This is a genomic window from Bacteroides sp. ET71, assembly GCF_023336905.1.
Classification (GTDB): Bacteria; Bacteroidota; Bacteroidia; order Bacteroidales; family Bacteroidaceae; genus Bacteroides.
The window spans coordinates 100,128-123,855 of the sequence record NZ_JAMBLS010000009.1; the positions used below are offsets into that span (position 1 = coordinate 100,128).

Genomic DNA, 23,728 nt, shown 5'->3' on the forward strand with positions numbered 1-23,728 from the left:
AGATACCGGGAATCACGAAAAACAATGATTTATCCCACCCGTTCATGCTTTTCCGTCAGAAAGAGGCACCCTCAGGCAGAAAGTCTGCCCCGACTCGTCCGCCTCGACGTGCAACAGCCCTCCCAACGCCTTGGCCCGTTCGCGGATTGTGTCCAGCCCGATGCCATTCCCGTTGCCGTCCGCCGCCACAGGATTCAAGAAAACATCCCCGTCATCCGTCATGGACAATACCAGTTGAGAAGCCTCCAGGGACAGGACAATTTCAATCCGGGTAGCATGCGCATGACGGACAATATTGGAAAGCAACTCTTGCATGACCCGGTACACCTCGTATGCCACCTGTTCGGGGATGCCGGCCCAACTACCTCCCCTGTTTTGCTTGCGGAAACAGATGGAAACCTGCCCGCGCAACGGATGACGCTCCACATACTCCTCCAGCATCTCGTCCAACGTCGTACACTTGAACTTAGGAGGCATCAGTTCATGCGAAATATTACGCACCTCCATACGCACCTGCTCGACCCAATCCACCATCTGCGCAGTAACCTCAGTGGCCGGAAGACACTGCATCTGCATCCCTATCCCCAACAAATCATTGCACACGCCATCATGCAAATCTTTGGCCAGACGGGCACGCTCATTTTCCATTCCGTCGATATAGCTGCGGGCCAACTTCAACTCCTCTTCCCTGCGGACACGGCGCCAATGGAAAACATACCAAAGGACAAGCGTAAGAAGCAAGAAAAACAACCCGGAAGCCACGGCAATCCATTGCATGACCTGCGCACGCTGTTTCAGATGCTGCTCAGAAAGCCGGGCTATCTCAAGCTCTTTCTCCTGAGTCTCATATTTGACGGTCAGCTCCGACAGTTGCGCATCTATGTCAGCAGCATGAAGACTGTCAGAAACCTCATAAGTCAGTTCATAATAACGGGCAGCCTGGTCATATTCATGCAGCGCCTGATGGTTGTGTGCCATATAGAGATAAAGTTGATTGACACCGCCCAATTGGTTCCTCCCAGGCCCCATCAACAATTTCTGCTGAATGGACAGGCTTTCACGATAACGCCCCAAATCAGCCAAAATCTTATAAAGCATTTCCATGTAACCGACAGCCTCCGTCGATTCGGCAGGAACACGAAGAAACACCTTATCGGCCTGCTTCATATAGTAATCCAGAGAATCGCGCTGGCCGCTTCGCTGAAACATGCCCAGCAGGAAAGTGAGGCATTTCAGCTCCATCCCCGGCTTCTTTTGCTGGCGGGCCTTACTCAATACGGGATGTATCAATCCGGCAGCCTTGTCATTATGTCCTTGAAGCGCAAGAATACTGCCGGCCGTAGTATAAGCATAAAAGGCCATATCTATTTCATCACACCGGTCAACCACCCGCATGGCACGCTCAGCATAAGACATAGCTTCCTTCAGGCGTGACATATTAGCATAAAGTACAGCAATACTTGTCAGCAGATGCGCCTCCTCACCATAAGCATCCTGATTTTGCAGCAAACCAAGTGCCCGGTTGTAACACCACAATGCCGAATCAGGCTTTTCTTGCAGGCGATAGGTCACCCCTATCGAAGTAAAGGCAGTAGCACGGAAACAGGAATCACACCCCAACCGGTCAGCTTCATCCAACACATCCCACAGCAGCCGGCGTCCTTTTCCTAAATCTCCGGAAGAGATGTAAGCATTGGCCAAATTGCTCAGCAGAAAAAGATAAGGCTCGGAGCGCGAACGATCGGCATATTTCAATCCCAAGCCGCAATAATAACGAGTGGAATCCGCATCCCGATAGGCATAATATTCACCATAATGAGCATAGGCCGTAGCCAAGCTGTCCGCATTGTTTGAAGACAAAGCACGGGATAATTCAGCCCGGTATAAAGCCAACTCGGAATCTGAGGCACAGACAGCCACTGCGGTCTGAAACAAGAAACAGATAAGCAATAGAAATTTCATAAAAGAGTTTATATCCTGTTGCCGCAAAAATACGCCTTTTCAGGTAATATCAAACTAAAAAGGAGAAGAAATATGCAATATAAAGCACTTGAATACCTACCCCAAGTTATATCTCCAGACTATTAGATTCTGTTTAAAATTCATGTTCCTGTCATCCCGAGCACAGTCGAGGGACCTCACTACGCGCCTGAAAAGTATTAGTGAGATGTTTCGACTTCGCTTCGCTCAACATGACAGAATGATAGCTGTTTGTCTTTATGATACATCCCCACCCTCACGTTCTTTTGACGGGGGCGTCAAACATCCTTTTAACGGGGGCGTCAAACGTCCTTTTAACGGGGTCTTAATAAGGATATTAACTTTTCTCCATAAACAACCTCTCCATTTACATAAATAAAGATTCAATTGTACAGGCAAATGATAAAATGTTGTATCTTTGCCCCCAATTATGAGACGAATTATACTGACATATATCTTTTTGATGTCCATCGGCAGTCTGGCGATACAGGCACAAGTGCCTATCAATTCCATCGATTCAAACGGCACGATGCGTGATCAATATGGCAATCAGATAGATCCATCCACCCAACCAGATAATTTGGAGGACAGCACCGGAATAGAAATACAAAGCATTCCACCCAAACTCTATATGTGGACGCTGAGCGAAACATTGGGTGAACGTACCATGATTCCGGCCGATACACTCAGCCTCAATTTCCAAAACACCAATTTGGTAGAAGGAATGACAGGACACTACAACTATTTGGGTAACTTAGGCACCCCCCGTCTTTCACGTCTGTTCTTCGAACGTCGTTACACAGACGAACCCACCACCTTTCTTGCCCCGCTCTCCAGCTTCTATGTACGACCGGACGAATTGCATTTTACCAACAGCAACGTACCTTATACCAACCTGACCTATTACAAAGCCGGTAGCAAAGTCAATGGTGAAGACCGTTTCAAAGCCTACTTTTCTGTCAATGCCAATAAGCGTCTGGCATTAGGCTTCAACATTGACTATCTTTATGGCCGTGGTTATTATGCAGCCCAATCCACCGCCCATTTCAACGCAGGATTGTTCGCCAGCTACATTGGTGAGAAATACCAAATGCATGCTGCCTACAACAACTTTTACATGAAAATGAATGAAAATGGCGGCATCACCGATGACCGTTATATCACACATCCCGATGAAATGGAAGATGTCGGTGGCAATCAATACATCCCTACCCGATTGGAAGAAACATCTAACCGCAACCACAACTTTTTCGTTTATCTCACTCATCGCTACCGTTTAGGTTTTCACCGCGAAGTCACTAAAATAGAAGAGACACAAGATCCTGTGGCCAGGCATAAAGCCAAACGAGACAGCACCGAAATACCCAAAGACACAATCCTCACAGAAGAATTTGTACCTGTCACCAGCTTTATACATACTCTCAAAATAGAACGTTCCAGTCGCCGTTACCGTGCCGGTGTCGAACCGACAGGAGAAGACGCCATTTACGATAACACCTATTTCCAAGAAGGATCCAGCAACGACAGTACCATCGCACTGAGCGTCAAGAACGTATTGGGCGTATCATTGCTGGAAGGTTTTAACAAATATGCCAAAGCCGGATTGACAGCTTATGTATCGCACAAATTCAGCCGCTATACGTTAATGAACATGGACACTTCCATTCCTAATCCATCTCCTGTACAATATGACGAACACGAACTGTTTGTTGGGGGAGAACTGGCTAAACGCCAAGGAACCTTGTTGCATTATAACGTTAACGGGGAAGTAGGTTTGTTAGGCGAAGCCATCGGGCAATTTAAGGTAAATGGCGACATGGACCTGAATTTCCGTTTAGGAAAAGATACAGTCAATCTCTATGCGCGAGGACATGTAACCAATCTATTGCCATCATTCTACATGCGACACTACCATTCTAACCATTTTTCATGGGACAATGATTTGAATAAAGAGTTCCGTACTGGCGTAGAAGGCGAATTGAATATCCAACGTTGGGGGACTAATCTACGTGCCGGTGTAGAAAACATAAAGAACTACACATACTTCGATCAAAATGCATTGCCTGCACAACACAGCGGAAGCATACAAGTGATAGCAGCTACGTTAAATCAAAAATTTAAATTGGGAGTTTTTCATTTAGATAATGAAGTAACTTGGCAAAAATCAAGCAATTCCACTATCCTTCCTTTGCCAGACCTCTCGCTCTACCACAATTTTTATATATTAGGCAAACTGGCCAAAGTACTGACTGTACAGTTTGGTGCAGATATGCGTTATTTCACCACTTATCACGCCCCAGCCTACATGCCAGCCATCCAACAATTTCATTTACAACCAGAAAACGACCAAGTGCAACTTGGAGGATACCCCATCATCAATGCCTATCTCAACCTACATTTGAAACGGACACGCATTTTCGTCATGATGTACCACGTCAATGCAGGTATGGGCAACGGACAATCCTTCCTGGTTCCACATTATCCACTCAATTCCCGATTATTGAAGATAGGGGTATCCTGGAACTTTTACGATTAGCCAAACTGGCAATATTAAGCCTATTACAACTATAATATGACACTTTCATACCTGAAAAAACATAAAGCATGGATATATACAGGCATTACAGTTGCCGGACTTCTGGCACTACTGATAATCACCTTCGCACTCAAAAAAATACCATCTTCGTCTTTACCTTCTATAAGGGATTATAACGACATAGTTGAAGAGGGTATTATACGAGCTACAACTGAATATAACTCCATCAGTTTCTTCTTGGAAGGAGACACAGTAACAGGCTTTAATTATGAATTGCTTCAAGCTTTTGCCCGTGAACATAATTTAAAAGTAGAGATTCATCCAGAAATGGCCTTCAACACATGCTTGGAAGGACTCAACAATGGAACATTCGACCTTATAGCTAATGGGATTTTAGCTACTAGCGAACTGAAAGACTCGCTACTGCTCACCAATCCTATTGCATTAAGCCGACAGATTCTGATACAACGCAAACCAACATCAGACAACGATTCCCTCTACATAAAAAGCCTTCTGGATTTAGGGCAAAAGACAATTTATATTCCAAAAGATTCTCCCTATATGCTACGCCTGCGCAATCTGGAGGCCGAGATCGGTGATACTATCTATATTCAAGAAATGGATAAATATGGTTCTGAGCAACTTATTTCGCTAGTAGCCCACGGTGATATCAACTATGCCGTATGCGAAGAAAGCATAGCCATAGCCGCGGCTGATAGCTTGCCACAAATAGACATCAGCATAGCCATAGGCTTCACTCAATTTTATTCTTGGGCTGTCAATAAACAGTCTCCTATATTGCTAGATTCACTCAATGTATGGATTGATGACTTTAAAAAAAGGAAAGAATACAAAAGAATCTATCGCAAGTATTACCAATAAATTGTTACTCTGCTATTGTACAAGCCCATCTAAGCATACATAAAAAAGCTGCAAACTCTTTTTTATCACAAATCAACAAATAAATAATAATAACACCCTTTGCAAATCAAAAGAAAAGCATTACCTTTGCAGCCGCTATTACGAGTTATTAGCATAATTCAAATCATTAATTAAAAACATTTCATTAAATGGCAACTAAAATCAGATTGCAAAGACATGGACGTAAAAGCTACGCATTCTACTCCATCGTCATCGCAGATGCAAGAGCACCACGAGATGGTAGATTCATTGAAAAGATTGGTACGTATAATCCGAACACTAATCCTGCCACAGTAGATTTGAACTTTGACCGTGCATTGAAATGGGTTATGACAGGTGCACAACCCACAGACACAGTCCGTAACATTCTTTCCCGCGAAGGAGTTTACATGAAAAAGCATCTTTTAGGCGGTGTAGCCAAAGGCGCATTTGGCGAGGCTGAAGCAGAAGCTAAATTTGAAGCGTGGAAGAATAACAAGCAGAATGGATTGAACGCTTTGAAAGCCAAGACTGAAGAAGCAAAGAAAGCTGCAGCTAAAGTCCGCTTGGAAGCAGAAAAGAAAATAAATGAAGAGAAAGCTAAAGCTTTGGCAGAAAAGAAAGCTGCCGAAGAAGCAGCTAAGGCTGCAGCAGAAGCTCCTGCAGTAGAAGAAGGCGCAGAAGCAACTGAAACACCTGCAGTTGAAAATGTTGCAGAATAAAGCAGTAACGTGTAAAAATTGGAATTAAATTATAAAATCCTCTCCGAGCAACATCGGAGGGGATTTTTTATTCCTATATTTGCAATCGCAAAAAACATTAACCCTATAAAAGAAAACGCAATGAAAAAGTTTATTTATTTATTTGCTGCAGTTGCCTTTTTAGCAGCTTGTAACGGGAAAAAAGGTTATCAAATAACAGGAACCATAGAAAATGCTACCGATGGAGAAACAGTTTATCTGCAAAAGCCAGAAGGACGTCAACTGCAAAAACTTGATTCCGCCATCATTCAGGACGGCAAGTTCACTTTAAAAGGGCAACAGGATACTGCCTTAGTCTGCTATCTGACATACAAAGGAAAAGATACAGATAACGGAAAGAGTATGGACTTTTTTCTGGAAAACGGACAAATAAACATCCAATTAACAACAGATAACCACATTGCCACTGGAACTCCCAACAATGACATTTACCAAGCAATCAGACAACAGCTCAACGACCTGAACAAACAAATGTTCATTACCTATGAGTCTATGAGCGATACAGTTCTGACAGACGAGCAACGAGAAGCTAAGGCCAAAGAAATGGAAGTGCTTGATAAAAAGATGGTAGAGGTTACAAACGCTGCTATCACCCAAAACATCACTAACGCAGTAGGCATTTATTTGCTTAAGCGCAACTTCTACAACATGAGTGTGGAGGAGCTAGACCCATTGATAACAAAAATTCCTGCTGAATTTGCTAACGATGAAGCCATTGTTAAAATCAAAAATAACGTAGAAAAGATGAAAATCACTGCCGTTGGCCAAAAATTCACTGACTTTACCATGCAGACTCCTGATGGCAAAGAAATAAAATTATCCGATTATGTAGGAAAAGGTAAAGTAGTGCTGGTTGATTTCTGGGCAAGCTGGTGTGGTCCTTGCCGCCGTGAAATGCCGAATTTGGTAGAGATTTATAAAAAATACAAGAACCAAGGTTTTGAAATTGTAGGTGTTTCGTTGGACAGAGATGCTGAAGCTTGGAAGAAAGGCATCGAACAATTACACATTACGTGGCCGCAAATGTCTGATTTAAAATATTGGGACTGCGAAGGTGCCAGGCTCTATGCCGTAAGCAGTATTCCCCACACGGTACTGATTGATGGTGAAGGTACTATCTTGGCACGTGGCCTGCATGGAGAGGAACTTCAGGAAAAAATAGCTGAGTCCTTGAAATAAGGAAATCCTCCTTTAAATAATAAAAACGGGTGCGCTGTAATGAGATATTATGGCGCACCCTGTTTTTATAATATCATTCCCCAGGTTTACTACTATATATGCGAATCACATTCATGCTTCTTTACGCTTCATCTCTGCCAACACGCCACAAGTTAAGGGAATGGCCAACACAAAGGTAAACATATCTGAAACAGCTTGGCACATTTCGACGCCTTGTAGACCTAGGAAATGAGGAAGGATGAAAATAAGAGGCACGAAAAACAATCCTTGACGTGCCGATGAAAGGATGGTGGCACGTACAGATTTACGAATGGTCTGAAGCATCATATTGCTTACAATAATCCATGCACCTAAGGGATAAGTTACAAGTTGCCAACGCAAAGCCGATGCTCCGGTTGCAATGACAGCCGGGTCGCCTTTTCGGAAGAGTTCTACAACTTCCTCGGCATATCCAAAGCATAGCAAGGCGAAAATGAACAAGAAGATGAATCCAATCTTGACACAGAACCAGAATCCTTGGCGTACGCGCCCATAGAGACCGGCTCCATAATTAAATCCGCACACGGGTTGGAATCCTTGTCCGAAACCAATCAGGAAAGAGTTGATGAACATTCCTATTCGGGAAACAATGGACATGCCGGCAATGGCAGCGTCTCCATAGACTCCTGCTGCCAGATTGAGCAGCATCGTGGCCACGCTGGCCAAACCTTGGCGCGCCAATGAGGGAGTACCTCCTCCGATGATTTCTTTAATAAAGGCTATGGTCGGAGTGAAATTGCGATAGTGGATACGGATGTTTCCCCCGCGCCGCGTCATGAAAAGCAACAGAATGAAGCTGCACAATTGGCTGACAGCCGTGGCCCATGCTGCCCCGGAGATGCCCATTTCGAAGCTGAAAATCAGGATAGGGTCTAATACTACATTTATCACTGCTCCTGAAACAATGCCGACCATTGCATAGGACGCATTGCCCTGGAAGCGCATCTGATTATTCAGGACCAGGGAAGAAGTCATGAAAGGTGCGCCTAAAAGGATGATTCCCAAGTATTGTTCGGTATATGGCAAGATTGTGGGTGTTGAGCCCAGCAGGATGGAAAGCGGTGTAAGAAATATCAATCCCGCCATGGCCAAGGCCAAGCCAATGAAGAAGGCAAAAAAGAAACCGGTGGCAGCCATCTTTTCGGCATTAGCCGTATCTTGTGCTCCCAGTTTGCGCGAGATGTAATTGCCCGACCCATGCCCGAAGAAAAAACCGACTGCTTGTATGATGGTCATGAACGAAAAGACAACACCTACCGCCGCCGTGGCCTGCGTATTGATTTTTCCTACGAAATAGGTGTCGGCCATGTTATAGAACGAGGTCACCAGCATGCTGATAATGGTAGGCACTGCCAACGACATGATGAGCCGTGGCACGGGATAGGTTGTCAGATGGATGAAATTTTCTTGGGTCGTATGTGGATGTCTCATAAAAGCTATCGGACTAATTTCTTGCAAAGGTACGGGCATTGCTCCTATTTTGTTCTTCCGGGAAACAATAATTGCGGGCAAATTAATACAATTTCGCACGCCGACGCCCCTATTCTACCGAAAATGGCGTATCTTTGTCGCCATCGATGAAAAAGAATCTAAAAAATAAAGGAAATATGAGAAAAGCAGTTATGTGTCTGATGCTCTTGTTGCTGAGCATCGGTTATGCATCGGCGCAAGCCAAGGCAGAAATCAAGTTTGACAAAACCACGCACGATTTCGGCACGTTTTCAGAAGAAGACCCCGTGGTCACCTGCACGTTTACGTTTACCAACATCGGCAAGGCGCCGCTTGTCATCCACCAGGCCATCGCCTCGTGCGGATGCACCGTCCCCAAATATACGCAAGAACCGGTGCTGCCGGGCAAAACGGGTACGCTGACGGTGACTTACAACGGGACGGGACGCTATCCCGGCCACTTCCGCAAGTCCATCACGTTGCGCACCAATGCCGAGACTGAAGTGCTCCGCCTTTACATTGAGGGAGAGATGAAGGCCAAAGGTGAAAAATAGCCGCCTTGCATGCCGCACGGAAAGAGGTTGTCCGACCCACACATCAGACAGCCTCTTTTCGTTGAACTTACCCTAAAGGATTCCGTAAAAGCGTTCTACGTTATAAGGGAGAAACATCTTCCGCATAGTAAGGAGGAAACCTTCCGCATAGTAAGGAGGAAACCTTCCGCATAGTAAGGAGGCAGACCGCCGCATAGTAAGGAGGCAGACCGCCGCATAGTAAGGAGGCAGACCGCCGCATAGTATAGGTGGCAGACTACCACATAGTATAGGTGGGGGTGTACCACTCGGATAGGTGGAAGCATCCCGGAAAAGAATATTCAACCATTTAACAAGATAACCCATGAAACAAGAAGAAGAACCATTGACCGGCCTTCCGGAGAACGCCTTCCGCGAACTGAAGCCGGGCGAAGTGTACAACCCGCTGATGAGTCCCGGCAAGACCTATCCCGAGGTCAACCTCTGGTCCGTGCTGTGGGGCGTGTGCATGGCCGTGCTGTTCTCGGCCGCGGCGGCCTATCTAGGCCTGAAGGTAGGCCAGGTATTCGAGGCGGCCATTCCCATCGCCATCATCGCCGTGGGACTGTCCACGGCAACCAAACGCAAGAACTCGCTGGGCGAGAACGTCATCATACAGTCCATCGGTGCCTCGTCGGGCGTCATCGTGGCGGGAGCCATCTTCACCCTGCCCGCCCTCTACATCCTTCAGGAACGCTACCCGGCCGAGGTGACCGTCACCTTCACACAAGTGTTCATCAGCTCACTGCTGGGCGGCGTGCTGGGCATCTTGTTCCTCATCCCCTTCCGCAAATATTTCGTCAGCGACATGCACGGCAAGTACCCCTTCCCCGAAGCCACGGCCACGACGCAGATACTCGTCTCCGGGCAAAAAGGCGGCGACCAAGCCAAACCGCTGCTGACGGCCGGGCTGGTGGGCGGCTTGTATGACTTCATCACAGCCACCTTCGGCTTGTGGAACGAGAACTTCACCACACGCATCTGCGGCTTCGGCGAGATGCTGGCCGAGAAGGCCAAGCTGGTGTTCAAGGTCAACACCGGTGCCGCCGTGCTGGGTCTGGGCTACATCGTCGGGCTGAAATACGCGGCCATCATCTGCTTCGGTTCGCTCTTCGTGTGGTGGGTGCTCATCCCCGGCCTCTCGTTGGTGTGCGGAGACATGGTGCTGAACCAGTGGAACCCCGACATCACGCAAACCGTCGGCGCCATGTCGCCCGAAGCCATCTTCAACAACTATGCCAAGAGCATCGGCATCGGCGGCATAGCCATGGCAGGCATCTTGGGCATCATCAAGTCATGGGGCATCATCAAGAGCGCCGTCGGCCTGGCCTCCAAGGAATTGAAAGGCAAGTCAAACGCAGAAGCCCAAATCTTGCGCACCCAGCGCGACTTGTCGATGAAGTTCATTGCCATCGGCTCCATCGTGACACTGATACTGGTCGTGCTGTTCTTCTACTTCGACGTCATGCAAGGCAACCTGCTGCACACCGTCGTAGCCATCATCCTGGTGGCAGGCATTGCCTTCCTGTTCACCACCGTAGCAGCCAACGCCATCGCCATCGTAGGCACCAACCCCGTGTCGGGCATGACGCTGATGACCCTCATCCTGGCCTCCGTCGTCATGGTGGCCGTGGGACTGAAAGGCCCCGAAGGCATGGTAGCGGCCCTGGTGATGGGCGGCGTGGTATGCACGGCCCTGTCCATGGCGGGCGGCTTCATCACCGACCTGAAGATAGGTTACTGGCTGGGCACTACCCCGGCCAAACAGGAGTCGTGGAAATTCCTGGGCACCATCGTCTCGGCAGCTACCGTGGGCGGCGTCATGATTATCCTGAACAAAACCTACGGCTTCACCAGCGGCGACCTGGCCGCCCCGCAGGCCAACGCCATGGCTGCCGTCATCGAACCACTGATGAGCGGCGTACAAGCACCTTGGCTGCTCTACGGCATCGGTGCAGTGCTGGCCATCGTCTTGAACTTCTGCGGCATCCCCGCCCTGGCCTTTGCACTGGGCATGTTCATCCCCTTGGAATTGAACATCCCGCTGCTGGTGGGCGGAGCCATCAACTGGTATGTGACCACCCGCAGCAAAGACACAGAACTCAACACACGCCGCGGTGAGAAAGGCACATTGCTGGCCTCCGGATTCATTGCCGGTGGCGCCCTGATGGGTGTGGTCAGTGCCGGTATGCGCTTCGGCGGCATCAACTGGCTGAACGAAGCTTGGCTGGCCAATACATGGTCGCAAGTGGTTTCCCTCGCAGCCTACTGCCTGCTGATATTCTACTTTATCAAATCTGTTTTAAGAACCAAATAAGACGGAACAATGAAACACATCCTTTCAACACTTACATTATTGCTTATGAGCAGCCTGCTACTTCATGCACAAACACCGGTCGAAATCCCCCTGTGGCCCCAAGGCGCCCCTACCGACAACGGGATGCGCGGCACGCAAGAAGACCTGAACGGCGGTGAGGAAGCCTTCATCCCCCACCCGTCCATCACCATCTATCCGGCTTCCCGCCCCAACGGGATGGCCATCATCATGTGTCCCGGCGGCGGATACGCCCGACTGGCCCTGGGGCACGAAGGGCATGACATGGCGGCGTGGTTCAACGCACAAGGCATCACCTACGTCGTGCTGAAATACCGCATGCCCAACGGACACCGGGAAGTGCCCCTGTCTGATGCCGAACAAGCCATCCGCATCGTCCGGCAAAAAGCCTCAGAATTTGGAATCAATCCCAACCGGGTAGGCATCATGGGAGCATCGGCGGGCGGACACCTGGCCGCTTCGCTGGCCACGCTTTACAGCAGCGACGAGACTCGCCCCGACTTTCAGATACTCTTCTATCCCGTCATCTCCATGAAACCGGGAATCACCCACGAAGGCTCGCGCTTCAACCTGCTGGGCGTCGACGTCCCGGCAGAATGGGAAGACCACTTCTCACTGGAGAAGCAAGTCACCGACCGGACGCCTCAAGCCTTCATCATGCTGTCTTCGGACGACGGGACGGTCATCCCCCAGAACAGCATCGACTATTACAGCGCACTGAACAAGCACCACATCCCTGCCTCTCTGCACATCTATCCGACAGGAGGACATGGCTGGGGCTTTGGCGACGGTTTCATCTATAAACGTCAATGGACCGGAGAGCTGGAAAAATGGTTAAAAGAAGGGCTTACGTTTACAACAACCAATAATTAAATAATCATACTTAACAGAACAATCATGAGAGTTATTACAAAAAAAAGTATTACTGCTTTCTGTGCATTGGCAATGTTATCCGTTTCTTATGCACAAGAAACAGACAACGACATTATGCTGGCTAATGGAATTAAGTATCTGGGAACTCCCTATGCAGCACACACATTAGACACAAATGCCACGGAAGAACTTATCTTGAATTGCGACGAGGTAGACTGCACAACCTTCATAGAATATGTATTGGCAGAATCACTTTGCCCAATCATCAATGGTGACATTTCTGAAGGGACCTTTGCCCAGAAGTTGCAAATGATACGTTACCGTGATGGAAAGATAGATGGATACACTTCACGCCTGCATTATATTACAGATTGGATTAACAACGGCGTGCGAAATGGATTCTTGGAAGATATAACAGCCGAAAAGAGCAAAGAAACGCAAGTAGTCCAGCTCTCTTATATGAGTTCACATCCACAAGCTTACAAGCAACTGGCCAACTCTCCCCAAGAAGTTGAAAAGATAAAACAAATAGAAAAAGCTCTTTCCGGACAAACAGTGCATTATCTCCCCAAAAACAAATTACCCTATAATGGACTGAGTTGGATAAAAAACGGCGACATCATCGCCATAACGACCAATATTCCAGGATTGGATGTGGCACACATGGGATTGGCTTTCTACGCAGACGGAAAACTGACCCTGATTCACGCATCATCTTCAGACGGAAAAGTTGCAGCATCTACCATAGCTCTGTCACAAATGCTTAAAAACAATGCCAACTGGACCGGCATCCGAGTTTTACGCATGAAAAAATAAAGATTGAAACAGAGACGGATTCCGTAAACAGAGGTGTCTATGGAATCCGCCTCTCATGTATTGCCACATATGGTTCAAGAGGGCTTCCAAATCTACAAACCTTGCAAAGCACTGCAATCTTACGTCAGGTATTATTGGATATTCAAAAGCAAGCAACCATTGAATGTTCCCACCTTTCCCATAGGCTGTCCTCAAATCATTTTCCATAAGAAAACCCCACTTTACATACCAGAGCTAAAGAGTTATCAATCTGCATTGAGCGTCAGCGGTCAAGTGAATTATCCTGCTCATTTGTCTTCAGGCGGAAATACGAATATGATAACCATTGTGTTCCAACCTTATACCTTGGCTGCTTTCCTCCATCTGCCCATAAGCCTATTGCACAATCAAGAGATTTCCGGTTACGACCTTGAGAATAAACAATTAAACGAATTAGCCACACGTATTTTTGATTGTGAAGACGACCTCCTTAGCATCGGCATCATTGAACAATGGCTACTAACCACAATCACTAACACGCCAAACAAGAAAGTAACATACAATCTAAATAGGATAACCGCTGCCCTAAATGAATTACTGACAAAACCAGGAACCTCTGTCAACAACTTGGCTGACATCGCTTGCTTAAGTAAAAAACAATTTGAACGTTTCTTCTATGCTACCGTAGGAAGTCTGCCCAAAGAATATGCCCGTATAGTGCGGTTTCAAAAATCTTTGAAACTACTGCAACACTGTTCAGAGAATATTAATTTTGCGCAAATAGCCTATCAAAGCGGTTACGCAGACCAATCACATTATATCAGGGAGTTCAAACTATTCAGCGGCTACACTCCATCTGCATTGTTGAATGTTTGTACACCTTATTCAGATTTGTTTACCGATCCGGCATAATGTCCCTTTTATTCTATACATAAGCCAAAAAGCAGTTTACTTTTGCAAAACGTTCAACCTAAAAAGCAAAAGTAAAATGAAAGAAGTAAATCCTCAAGAAACGACACGTGCATATGCTTTTGACATGTGGATGAATGTCCCGATGCCTATGGTTACTTTTTTTAGGACTCTGGATGTAAGCCGGGTTCTTCAAGCAAGCCGGCGAAAAGGCTGTAAGTTCAACATGTTGATGTGCTGGTGCATCGGACGGGCAGCAAGCAGTATCAAAGAGTTCTACATGCTGCCCGTAGGCCAAAAACTAATGCAATACGACAGTCTTGCCATATGCACCATCATCGCCAATCGGAAAGGCGAAATAAATTCCTGTGACATTCCCTTCTCGGACAATGTGCAACAATTCAACCATGATTATATGGCATTGACAAAACGAGCGATTGAAAATTGCAAAAACCATGAATTGACAGAAAGCATGGTCATTGGCACATCAGCTCTCGCCCATTACCCAATAGACGGTGCAGTAGGGATGTATAGCGGGATTTTCAACAATCCATTTTTGATTTGGGGCCAATACCGGTCTTGCCTATGGAAAAAAACATTAAACATATCTTTCCAGTTTCACCACGTCCAAATGGATGGAGCACATGCAGCACATTTCTTGGACAAACTACAAAGCGAAATCACCAATTTGCACAAGCATCTTCCTCGTTTTCTGCCATAAGATATTAAAGGGCTCTAGCAAACAGTTTGATTCTAGCGAAAAAGAAAGCGCCACTGTATCAGTGTTTTTTCATCTTTAGGCTAGAGATATACAACTCTAACCTAAAGATGGCAATCTCTAGGATAAAGATTAGCATCTCTAACCTAGAGACATAAGAAATCTATGACATCAAGAAACTTATATCAAGACACAAAATCATTTTTCCTACAAATAAGATTAAGTACTGAAACAGCAGTCAATGCACATCAGGTATACAAGAAGGCTTCAACTTACTCATTACAACTTTTGGAAAATCGGAAAGAAATGCCTAAGTTTGCTTATACAATCAAAGGAAAAAGTAAAATTTATAAGTATAAGAAGCTAAGAAATAGTTCTTTACAAGTAACCCAAGACATTGATTCTTTTAAATACAACAACCAATGAGCATACAATTCATGAGCCTGGCCAGTGGCAGCAGTGGTAACTGTTACTATGTATCCACCCGCGAAGGAGCCCTACTAATAGATGCAGGAATTGCTACACGCACCATACGTAAACATCTGGCCAATAATCGCCTGCCGATGGAACATATACATGCCGTCCTAGTCACCCACGACCATGCCGACCACATCAAAGGGCTTCCCGGGTTGGGAGAAGGCCTCCATATTCCAATCTATGCCACTGCAGCCACACACCGTGGCATCGCTCAAAACTATTGCACACGGCAAAAGCCGCTAGATACGTCTGCCCACACGCTTGTCCCTGGCCAACCATTCAAACTGGCAGGCTTTCAGATCGAAGCATTCACACTACCTCACGACAGCCAAGACTGCGTAGGTTATAGTCTGAAAGCCGACGGCCGTCATCTTGTGTTCATGACAGACTTAGGGCACATCCCAGACCATGCTTTCCCATATATCTCTACCGCAGACTACCTCGTGCTCGAAGCCAACTACGATGAAGAAATGCTTCAAAGAGGCCCCTATCCAGCCTATCTCAAGGCACGTATTGCAAGTTCCACAGGCCACTTATCCAATCGCCAGGCTGCGACTCTGCTTGACCAACATTTCCCATCCCGCCTGCGCCATCTTTGGCTATGCCATCTCAGCCGTGAGAATAATTGCCCTAAGCAGGCAGAAGAATGTATCACTGCTATTCTCCGTCAACATCTTCCACCCCATGAAATGCCTGTTATGGTTGAAGCCCTACAACGCACATCGCCTTCGCCTCTTTATGAACTGACCTGAGAAATAGTCTCCCTTGCACACGCAACAAAATTCTATCCTGATTATTTGCATATATTCCGGACAATATCTACCTTTGCGCCCCGTAAGGTTACGTAAGCGCACTCTTAGCTCAGTTGGTAGAGCAACTGACTCTTAATCAGTGGGTCCAGGGTTCGAATCCCTGAGGGTGTACATTAAAAGCTTGCCATAAGGGTTAATAATAAGGGAATCCCCATTACCAGATTTGTTGAGTTTGGTAGTGGGGATTATTTTTAACCAAATTCAGGCAAACCTGTCATGCAGGTCTGCCTGAACTATATATTAATCTAATTTCAACACAGCCAAGAAAGCTTTCTGCGGGACCTCTACATTGCCAATCTGCTTCATTCGCTTCTTACCACGCTTCTGCTTCTCCAACAACTTACGCTTACGGCTAACGTCACCACCGTAACACTTTGCCGTCACATCCTTACGCACAGCTTTGATAGTCTCTCTCGCAATAATCTTTGCTCCAATAGCCGCTTGGATGGCTATCTCGAACTGCTGACGCGGAATAAGTTCCTTTAGTTTCTCACACATACGGCGCCCCAGCTCATAAGCATTGTCAAAGTGTGTCAAAGTAGACAAGGCATCAACAGGCTCTCCATTAAGCAAGATGTCCAACTTCACTAATTTTGAGGGGCGAAAGCCATTGGGGTGATAATCAAACGATGCGTAACCTTTAGAGATGCTCTTCAGCTTGTCATAAAAGTCAATCACGATTTCCCCTAAAGGCATGTCGTAATAGATTTCTACACGATTTCCGGAAATGTATTCTTGCTTCACTAACTCCCCTCTCTTTCCAAGGCATAGGGTCATGATAGGACCAATATACGTAGTAGCCGTAATGACAGACGCACGTATATAGGGTTCTTCAATATGATCAATCATGGTCGCATCGGGCATACTGCCGGGGTTGTGCACTTCGACAACATGCCCTTGCTTGTCATAAACAAGGTATGACACATTGGGAACGGTAGTTATGACATTCATTCCAAACTCACGATCCAAACGTTCTTGAACAATCTCCATGTGTAGCAAGCCCAAGAAACCACAACGGAAACCAAAGCCCAATGCCAACGATGATTCTGGCTGGAAGGTAAGAGAAGCATCATTCAACTGCAATTTTTCCAGTGAAGAGCGCAAATCTTCAAAATCTTCTGCTTCAATAGGATATACCCCGGCAAAGACCATAGGCTTTACTTCCTCGAAGCCTGCAATGGCTTGCGAGCAAGGCCGTGCAATGTGAGTAATGGTATCTCCCACTCTTACCTCACGGGAAGTTTTTATACCGGAAATAATATATCCTACGTCTCCTGTACGTAATTCTTCACGCGGGACAAGTTCCATCTTTAACACACCTATTTCATCGGCCTCATACTCTTTACCGGTATTAAAGAATTTCACCTTGTCTCCTTTCCGGATGACTCCATTCTCTATCTTGAAGTAAGCAATGATGCCTCTGAAGGAATTGAACACCGAATCGAAGATGAGGGCTTGCAACGGGGCTTGTTCATCTCCTACCGGATGGGGAATGCGTTCAATGACGGCGGCCAATATTTCCGGAACTCCCATGCCTGTTTTCCCTGAAGCACGGATTATCTCTTCGCGCTTACATCCCAGCAATTCGATAATCTCATCCTCTACTTCTTCCGGCATGGCACTGGCCATATCACACTTATTTATCACAGGTATGATTTCCAGGTTATGCTCGATGGCCATATATAGATTGGAAATCGTTTGTGCCTGTACACCTTGAGATGCATCGACAATGAGCAACGCACCTTCACAGGCAGCAATGGAGCGGGATACCTCGTATGAAAAGTCTACGTGTCCCGGAGTATCAATAAGATTCAGTACATATTTCTCACCTTTATATTCATACTCCATCTGGATGGCATGGCTCTTGATGGTAATGCCTCTTTCCTTTTCCAAGTCCATGTCATCGAGCATCTGTCCCTCGGTGATTTGTATCGTGTGAGTATATTCCAACAAACGGTCAGCCAACGTAGACTTGCCATGGTCAATATGTGCAATGATGCAAAAGTTACGGATATTCTTCATTTGCTATGTAGTAAATTGAATATTTTATGAACAATCTCAAAAAAAAGGTGTGCAAAGATACAAAAAAGGAGCAGATAATAAAAAAATGCGCAACGGACATGTACGTGTCTGCGCGCATCTTTTCAGCAAATGCCTGATTGTCTGAAAGTCATTTCAATTTGACAAAGAGTTCACCTTCCACTTCTGTTACTGACAGTTTGTCTTCGCGCAAAAGCCATCCAAAGCCCAGGTACAGGTCTTTGTCTATCGACTTCGTTACTTTTTTGATTTGCTTGACTGTCATGCCTTCAGTCCCATCCAAGGCTTTCCAGATTTTGCCTGCAATTTCACCTGCTTTTTCTTGTAACATTTTCTATTGTATTTAAGTTAGACATTATTGGCCGCCACTTTTCCTCATCGACGGTTCTTGACAGCGGTCATGTTTTATTTCACGGGACAAAGATAATATAAAAAAGCGAGATAGTGAGCGATTTCATAGAAATATGATTGAGGATTAATGCTTTATGAGAGACGGTTACTTGCTCTTCTTTTCTGTGCTTCACATTTCCGTCCACTCCACCCGCTTGGGCACGATGGTCTTTTCGGTCACCTGCCGTTTCTGTGACCGGTGGTATTCGGGGATAAAGGCCACGGTCAGCTTCTTGAATTGCTTCGGGCTGACTTCTTCCGGCGTGTCCACGCCTTCGCCGTTGGCATTGCCCACCAGGTAGAACGTCCCCAGGCCGTCCAGTTTCACTGAGTTGCCCATCGACATCAGCTCGCCCAGCACTTCGCCCAGCCCCAAGAGTACGGCGTAGGTATCGCCCACGGTCACGGTGGACATCAACGACAGCCTGCGGGCCACTTCTTTCGTGTCGATAGTATCGACGGTAAACGAACGCGGGTACCACTTCCCGCGCAATTTCTGTTTCTTGTAAAACATGTCTTCTTAGTATTAAACGTGAGTTCGATATAAGAAATCACGTTAAGTTAGAAATCCGTAAATAACAGGCTACTCTTAAAATGAAGTTTTTGCTAGAAGAACAACGATTTTCCTTAATTCTGTCAAGTATTAGCAAGTACACTCCACTACATGATTTTGAGAAGAGATTAGATTTTTTGAGAAAAAGTTGTATATTATTGGGTCTTGTTTGTCTTATTTTGGGGCAAACTAATCTCCATCATACATCTTGTGTTCTTCAAATACGTTCTAATACAAGCTGGATTAAATCATCAATATGAGTTTTGTAGCTAGTATCTGCATTTTTCTCTATGCGGTTAGCAATAACCATACATACTGTCGTTGCTTTATGCCCAAGCAAATGTGCAAGTCCTGCTAATGCAGAACTCTCCATCTCATAATTAATAATTTTTTTTCCATTGTATTCAAAACTTTCTATTTTCTTGTTTTGGTGAGGATCTGCTAAAGGAATGCGTAATCTTCGTCCTTGTGGCCCATAAAAACCTCCACAAGAGACTGTTACGCCTTTGATAAAATCAGTGCTAGCAATGCGTCCTACAAGTTCTTCATCAGCGTGTACAATATAAGGGGCTGGTGCACAAAGATTACCAGTCCAACCTAAATGATTTAATAGAGCTCTTTCCATAGGTAGGTCACATATGCAGTTACGTCCCTCGTAGAAATTTAGCAATCCGTCAAAACCTATCGATATTTCTGAGCAAAGGAATGTTCCTGTAGGTGTAAAAGGTTGTAGCCCTCCACATGTACCAATGCGTACCAATTCTAACTGCCGGAAAGTATCATTTTCTTTTCGATTTTTAAAATTAATATTGGCAAGTGCATCTAATTCATTTACTACAATGTCTATATTATCGCATCCAATGCCTGTCGAAACAACTGTAATGCGTTTCTGCTTATAATATCCGGTAACAGTATGAAATTCGCGATTTTGTATATCGCATTCTTTTTGAGTAAAATGTGAAGATACGATATTAACTCGTTGTGGATCACCAACTAAAATGACTTTATCTGCTAGATATTCAGGGCGGACATGAAGATGAAAGATGGAACCATCTTGATTGATAATCAGTTCTGATGAAGCGAAATATCTATCCATAATATTCTATTAAAAATGTATGAAAAAGAGTGTTATAGGATTTTTATTTACGATTAGTTTCCGTTCCTGATTCTCCTAAAGAAGGGTGTGCAATAGTTTCTCTCATTTGTGTATCTGCTTCAATATTTTTCATACGATAATAATCCATGATACCTAGATTGCCATTCTTAAAAGCTTCGGCCATGGCTTTAGGTACTTCAGCTTCTGCTTCAATGACTTTGGCACGCGCCTCTTGTGCTTTGGCTTTCATTTCTTGTTCTGTTGCAACAGCCATAGCTCGCCTTTCTTCTGCTTTGGCTTGGGCAATGTTTTTGTCAGCATTAGCTTGATCCATTTGTAAAGCTGCACCGATGTTTTTGCCTATATCGATATCTGCAATATCAATGGAAAGAATCTCAAAAGCTGTACCGGCATCCAAGCCTTTGCGAAGTACAAGTTTTGAAATAGAATCAGGATTTTCTAATACCATCTTATGACTTTCAGATGAACCAATACTAGATACAATGCCTTCACCTACTCTGGCTAGCACGGTATCTTCACCTGCTCCTCCTACTAGCTGGCGGATGTTTGCTCGAACAGTTACGCGAGCTTTTGCAATAAGTTGAATTCCGTCTTTGGCTACTGCTGTTACAGGAGGAGTATCTATCACTTTGGGATTTACAGACATTTGTACAGCTTCAAAAACATCACGACCTGCCAAATCAATAGCTGTAGCCATTTGAAATGGAAGTTCTATACGTGCTTTCGATGCAGATACTAAAGCATGAACTACTTTTTCTACATGCCCTCCAGCTAAATAGTGAGCTTCTAATTCATCACGAGTAATATTGCTTAAGCCAGCCTTGTGGGCTTCAATTAATCCAGGAACAATTACGTAGGGTGGAACCTTTCGGATGCGCATTAGAAATAATTGTATTAATGAGATATTCACACCTGATACTTTAGCTGAGAGCCATAAAAAGAAAGGAACATAATGAAAGAATAAGGCTAAAAATATGAGGCCGCCTATAATTAGAAAAATCATGAGATAAATAGAAGTTGTTTCCATGCGTTATAATGATAATTGGTTAATAATCAATTCGCTTTTTCAACCATAATAGTACCATCTACTATGCGTACCACTCGTATGCAGGTATGTTCATTTAAAAGTTCGCCAGTAGACTTTACTTCGACTATTTCATCGTTTATTTTAGCATAACCTATAAGAGCTAATCGTGTGGTCGTAATTCCTATATCACCTATTTTGATACGCATTTCTGCAGTACGATCTATCTGAGAAGTGATATTTTGTTTTAACGATATACGGTCAAGAGTCTTGGAGCGCATAAAGAAAATGATAGAACCTACACAGACGATAATTGTTATTATTAAAGTTATGATACCGGCCACTATCCCTAGATACGTAAAGGCATAATAGTTTACAAAAATAGCACATCCTCCTGCTAGAATGCCTGCAATACTTATACCTGGTACAATGAACAATTCAATTAAGAGTAATACCACTGTAGCTAAAAGTAAAAGGCAAATGATGAGTATATCCATAGTTATTTCTCTTTTATTACAGAGATTTCTGTATTTCGTACTTGTTTGACAATTTGCTTGATTTTGTTCTCCAATTGACTTAATCGATTTTCTATATCTAAAATGGCTGATGCCATTTGACGGCGTTTCTCAGGAGAAGCTAAGTTATAACTTATACGCAAATCTTCCAATTTACTATATTGTTGCTGGAGAACTTTCTGAATCTGGATATATTGTTGGAATAAAGCGAGAGCTTGAAGAGAATGGAAATCAGTCTCTTCATGATAAGTATGCATGTCATCTATTATGAAACTAAATGAATGCCTTCTTTTCTTATCGTCAAACATTGGATCTATTTTATGTAGACGAGTTAAGGCTTCATTTACTAAAATAGAATCACTCCATGTGTCTTTTAAAGAGTGTATAGCTGCTAATGAGCGTAAATTCTCTTTGTCCATTTGTTCATAATTATATACTTGCTTGATGGGATTAGGTATAAATACATAAATACATACACGACCATCTGGTTGGTAGCGATCGGAAGCAAACCATCCCAAATTATTATATTCATCTATAACATACATATAATCATTATAAGGTGAATTGAAAGGCATGCCTACATTTTCTGATCGTAAAAAGCTGTCATTGTTAGTATTGTATCGTGTAACAAATATGTCATATCCTCCTAATGAACTTTTACCTTCACTAGCATAGTAAAGGGTAAGTCCGTCTGACATAAGAAATGGATATGCAATGTTTACACTATCTGTCCAGTTGCCAACAAGTGGTAATCCTGGACTCCATTCTTCAAGTAGTTGTGTGCTTGTAAAAATATGCTGAATCCCATTGGGCATTATTTCTCCATAATAAATTTTGTTTCCCAGTTCATTCTCATAGACAGTACTCCCTTCTTTTTCTGACATAGGAAAGTATTCTTTATAGGGGTATAAATGTCCCGTTTGTGGGCTGAGTTTATAAGCTTCAAGAAAATGCGCTTTATCTACAACAAAACTATCTATAATACATACACGTTCTACTCCTTTTAGCATACGCAAATGAGCGCGAAAAAGAGCCATTAATGAATCTGCTTCTTGTGTAGATCGACGGCGATGTTTTAATTCACTAATATAATCTTCAAATGTGCTAATGGCATCTTCATAACGATAAACACGATCATATGCCTGCCCTAACCAGAATTGGCCACTCGGAACACGTTTTTGTACGGCCTTTTCTAAACAGTCAATAGCTGTCTGAGCATTATTTGTATGGAGACAACATACTCCATACCACAAATTATAATTACCATTGTTAGGAACTTGTTTCACATAACGTTGAAAGACAGGTTTCGCCTGTTCATATTTACCTTCTTCATAGAGTTTACGAGCTTCACTGAGAGTCTGAGCAGATGCCTCTACAACTATTGCTAAAAAGAGAAAAGAAAAATATAGAAAAGTATTTCTACTCATAATTACTAAAAATTGAAATTTCAATGGTGTCAAAGGTACGAAAAAAATTGTAAATTATAGCACCTTCTATTTTGATTAATTATTAAAATATGTTGCATATATTGATACTCCGGTACGATTCAATGTTCATATGGGCCTGTGTGTTCTTGCTGTACTTTTTTATCTCTGAAACTCTTTTTGTTATGTAAGAAAAATCTTCTTGCTTTGCCGACGCAGAATATGAATTAATACCCTTGGAGCAAAGTTCTTTTTATGCTCACTGAATTATTGACTCGTTGTTCTCATCTTTGGAAAACTCGTTTAGAAGTATCAACAATATACCTAATT

At 44.4% G+C, this 23,728-nt stretch carries 21 protein-coding genes and 1 tRNA gene; 13 read left to right on the forward strand and 9 right to left on the reverse strand.

The features are described from left to right. Positions 1-42: 42 nt before the first annotated feature. Positions 43-1,962 (reverse strand): tetratricopeptide repeat-containing sensor histidine kinase, encoded by a 1,920-nt coding sequence (locus M3090_RS07100; protein ID WP_249054834.1) that lies wholly within the window; start codon positions 1,960-1,962, stop codon positions 43-45. 448 nt (positions 1,963-2,410) lie between these two features. Between M3090_RS07100 and M3090_RS07105 the strand changes: the two genes are divergently transcribed. The 4 genes from M3090_RS07105 to M3090_RS07120 all read left to right on the forward strand — a co-directional run bounded on the left by M3090_RS07105 (position 2,411) and on the right by M3090_RS07120 (position 7,356). After that, the gene (locus M3090_RS07105; protein WP_249054836.1) at positions 2,411-4,516 is read left to right on the forward strand and encodes a putative porin; all 2,106 of its coding nucleotides are present in this window, start codon (positions 2,411-2,413) and stop codon (positions 4,514-4,516) included. Positions 4,517-4,567: 51 nt separating this feature from the next. Then, positions 4,568-5,398, forward strand: coding sequence for a transporter substrate-binding domain-containing protein (locus M3090_RS07110; protein ID WP_410553190.1), 831 nt, complete (start codon positions 4,568-4,570; stop codon positions 5,396-5,398). Positions 5,399-5,586: 188 nt separating this feature from the next. After that, positions 5,587-6,138: a 30S ribosomal protein S16 gene (locus M3090_RS07115; RefSeq protein ID WP_249054838.1), complete on the forward strand. Its 552-nt coding sequence runs from the start codon at positions 5,587-5,589 to the stop codon at positions 6,136-6,138. Between the two features lie 120 nt (positions 6,139-6,258). Further along, positions 6,259-7,356, forward strand: a complete 1,098-nt coding sequence (locus M3090_RS07120) for a TlpA disulfide reductase family protein (protein ID WP_249054840.1) — start codon at positions 6,259-6,261, stop codon at positions 7,354-7,356. Positions 7,357-7,467: 111 nt separating this feature from the next. Here M3090_RS07120 and M3090_RS07125 read toward each other — a convergent pair whose 3' ends face one another. After that, positions 7,468-8,826, reverse strand: coding sequence for an MATE family efflux transporter (locus tag M3090_RS07125; RefSeq protein ID WP_249054841.1), 1,359 nt, complete (start codon positions 8,824-8,826; stop codon positions 7,468-7,470). A gap of 176 nt (positions 8,827-9,002) precedes the next feature. Between M3090_RS07125 and M3090_RS07130 the strand changes: the two genes are divergently transcribed. The 9 genes from M3090_RS07130 (at position 9,003) to M3090_RS07170 (ending at position 16,446) form a co-directional block, all read left to right on the forward strand. Further along, complete coding sequence (locus M3090_RS07130; protein ID WP_249054843.1) at positions 9,003-9,398, forward strand: DUF1573 domain-containing protein; 396 nt, start codon at positions 9,003-9,005, stop codon at positions 9,396-9,398. Between the two features lie 343 nt (positions 9,399-9,741). Beyond that, positions 9,742-11,733: an OPT family oligopeptide transporter gene (locus tag M3090_RS07135; protein WP_249054846.1), complete on the forward strand. Its 1,992-nt coding sequence runs from the start codon at positions 9,742-9,744 to the stop codon at positions 11,731-11,733. A 9-nt stretch (positions 11,734-11,742) separates the two neighbouring features. Continuing rightward, positions 11,743-12,624 carry an alpha/beta hydrolase gene (locus M3090_RS07140; protein ID WP_249054849.1) on the forward strand — a complete coding sequence of 294 codons (882 nt, stop codon included), beginning with the start codon at positions 11,743-11,745 and terminating at the stop codon, positions 12,622-12,624. Positions 12,625-12,648: 24 nt separating this feature from the next. Then, entirely contained in the window at positions 12,649-13,440 is a 792-nt protein-coding gene (locus M3090_RS07145; protein WP_249054851.1) for an N-acetylmuramoyl-L-alanine amidase-like domain-containing protein, read from the forward strand. A gap of 39 nt (positions 13,441-13,479) precedes the next feature. Beyond that, positions 13,480-14,331, forward strand: a complete 852-nt coding sequence (locus M3090_RS07150; RefSeq protein WP_249054854.1) for a helix-turn-helix transcriptional regulator — start codon at positions 13,480-13,482, stop codon at positions 14,329-14,331. A gap of 76 nt (positions 14,332-14,407) precedes the next feature. Next, entirely contained in the window at positions 14,408-15,049 is a 642-nt protein-coding gene (locus M3090_RS07155; RefSeq protein WP_249054857.1) for a CatA-like O-acetyltransferase, family 2, read from the forward strand. Positions 15,050-15,211: 162 nt separating this feature from the next. Then, positions 15,212-15,472, forward strand: coding sequence for a hypothetical protein (locus M3090_RS07160; protein ID WP_249054859.1), 261 nt, complete (start codon positions 15,212-15,214; stop codon positions 15,470-15,472). Further along, a complete protein-coding gene (locus M3090_RS07165; RefSeq protein ID WP_249054861.1) occupies positions 15,469-16,275 on the forward strand; it encodes an MBL fold metallo-hydrolase in 807 nt (268 codons plus the stop codon). Before M3090_RS07160 ends, M3090_RS07165 begins: the two co-directional genes overlap by 4 nt. Before the next feature lie 98 nt (positions 16,276-16,373). Beyond that, a tRNA-Lys gene (locus tag M3090_RS07170) sits at positions 16,374-16,446 on the forward strand. A 129-nt stretch (positions 16,447-16,575) separates the two neighbouring features. On the opposite strand, the gene lepA is transcribed toward M3090_RS07170, so the two are convergent. From lepA to M3090_RS07205, 7 genes are all read right to left on the reverse strand, one after another. Further along, complete coding sequence (gene lepA / locus M3090_RS07175) at positions 16,576-18,357, reverse strand: translation elongation factor 4 (protein WP_249054863.1); 1,782 nt, start codon at positions 18,355-18,357, stop codon at positions 16,576-16,578. Between the two features lie 148 nt (positions 18,358-18,505). Further along, positions 18,506-18,706 (reverse strand): winged helix-turn-helix domain-containing protein, encoded by a 201-nt coding sequence (locus M3090_RS07180; protein ID WP_249054865.1) that lies wholly within the window; start codon positions 18,704-18,706, stop codon positions 18,506-18,508. A 189-nt stretch (positions 18,707-18,895) separates the two neighbouring features. Continuing rightward, a complete protein-coding gene (locus M3090_RS07185; protein WP_249054867.1) occupies positions 18,896-19,279 on the reverse strand; it encodes an HU family DNA-binding protein in 384 nt (127 codons plus the stop codon). 256 nt (positions 19,280-19,535) lie between these two features. Continuing rightward, on the reverse strand, positions 19,536-20,414 hold the full coding sequence (locus M3090_RS07190; protein WP_249054870.1) for a nucleoside phosphorylase: 879 nt from the start codon (positions 20,412-20,414) through the stop codon (positions 19,536-19,538). A gap of 43 nt (positions 20,415-20,457) precedes the next feature. Next, a complete protein-coding gene (gene floA, locus M3090_RS07195) occupies positions 20,458-21,462 on the reverse strand; it encodes a flotillin-like protein FloA (RefSeq protein ID WP_249054872.1) in 1,005 nt (334 codons plus the stop codon). Positions 21,463-21,488: 26 nt separating this feature from the next. Continuing rightward, the gene (locus M3090_RS07200; protein ID WP_249054874.1) at positions 21,489-21,956 is read right to left on the reverse strand and encodes an NfeD family protein; all 468 of its coding nucleotides are present in this window, start codon (positions 21,954-21,956) and stop codon (positions 21,489-21,491) included. Positions 21,957-21,958: 2 nt separating this feature from the next. After that, positions 21,959-23,401 (reverse strand): tetratricopeptide repeat protein, encoded by a 1,443-nt coding sequence (locus M3090_RS07205; RefSeq protein WP_249054876.1) that lies wholly within the window; start codon positions 23,399-23,401, stop codon positions 21,959-21,961. Between the last annotated feature and the right edge of the window lie 327 nt (positions 23,402-23,728).

Excerpts from the sequence above, each read along its gene's own strand:
- M3090_RS07100 (WP_249054834.1), bottom strand. The coding sequence starts at position 1,962 with ATGAAATTTCTATTGCTTATCTGTTTCTTGTTTCAGACCGCAGTGGCT.
- M3090_RS07105 (WP_249054836.1), top strand. The coding sequence starts at position 2,411 with ATGAGACGAATTATACTGACATATATCTTTTTGATGTCCATCGGCAGT.
- M3090_RS07115 (WP_249054838.1), top strand. The coding sequence starts at position 5,587 with ATGGCAACTAAAATCAGATTGCAAAGACATGGACGTAAAAGCTACGCA.
- M3090_RS07120 (WP_249054840.1), top strand. The coding sequence starts at position 6,259 with ATGAAAAAGTTTATTTATTTATTTGCTGCAGTTGCCTTTTTAGCAGCT.
- M3090_RS07125 (WP_249054841.1), bottom strand. The coding sequence starts at position 8,826 with ATGAGACATCCACATACGACCCAAGAAAATTTCATCCATCTGACAACC.
- M3090_RS07130 (WP_249054843.1), top strand. The coding sequence starts at position 9,003 with ATGAGAAAAGCAGTTATGTGTCTGATGCTCTTGTTGCTGAGCATCGGT.
- M3090_RS07135 (WP_249054846.1), top strand. The coding sequence starts at position 9,742 with ATGAAACAAGAAGAAGAACCATTGACCGGCCTTCCGGAGAACGCCTTC.
- M3090_RS07140 (WP_249054849.1), top strand. The coding sequence starts at position 11,743 with ATGAAACACATCCTTTCAACACTTACATTATTGCTTATGAGCAGCCTG.
- M3090_RS07145 (WP_249054851.1), top strand. The coding sequence starts at position 12,649 with ATGAGAGTTATTACAAAAAAAAGTATTACTGCTTTCTGTGCATTGGCA.
- M3090_RS07150 (WP_249054854.1), top strand. The coding sequence starts at position 13,480 with ATGGAATCCGCCTCTCATGTATTGCCACATATGGTTCAAGAGGGCTTC.
- M3090_RS07155 (WP_249054857.1), top strand. The coding sequence starts at position 14,408 with ATGAAAGAAGTAAATCCTCAAGAAACGACACGTGCATATGCTTTTGAC.
- M3090_RS07160 (WP_249054859.1), top strand. The coding sequence starts at position 15,212 with ATGACATCAAGAAACTTATATCAAGACACAAAATCATTTTTCCTACAA.
- M3090_RS07165 (WP_249054861.1), top strand. The coding sequence starts at position 15,469 with ATGAGCATACAATTCATGAGCCTGGCCAGTGGCAGCAGTGGTAACTGT.
- lepA (WP_249054863.1), bottom strand. The coding sequence starts at position 18,357 with ATGAAGAATATCCGTAACTTTTGCATCATTGCACATATTGACCATGGC.
- M3090_RS07180 (WP_249054865.1), bottom strand. The coding sequence starts at position 18,706 with ATGTTACAAGAAAAAGCAGGTGAAATTGCAGGCAAAATCTGGAAAGCC.
- M3090_RS07185 (WP_249054867.1), bottom strand. The coding sequence starts at position 19,279 with ATGTTTTACAAGAAACAGAAATTGCGCGGGAAGTGGTACCCGCGTTCG.
- M3090_RS07190 (WP_249054870.1), bottom strand. The coding sequence starts at position 20,414 with ATGGATAGATATTTCGCTTCATCAGAACTGATTATCAATCAAGATGGT.
- floA (WP_249054872.1), bottom strand. The coding sequence starts at position 21,462 with ATGGAAACAACTTCTATTTATCTCATGATTTTTCTAATTATAGGCGGC.
- M3090_RS07200 (WP_249054874.1), bottom strand. The coding sequence starts at position 21,956 with ATGGATATACTCATCATTTGCCTTTTACTTTTAGCTACAGTGGTATTA.
- M3090_RS07205 (WP_249054876.1), bottom strand. The coding sequence starts at position 23,401 with ATGAGTAGAAATACTTTTCTATATTTTTCTTTTCTCTTTTTAGCAATA.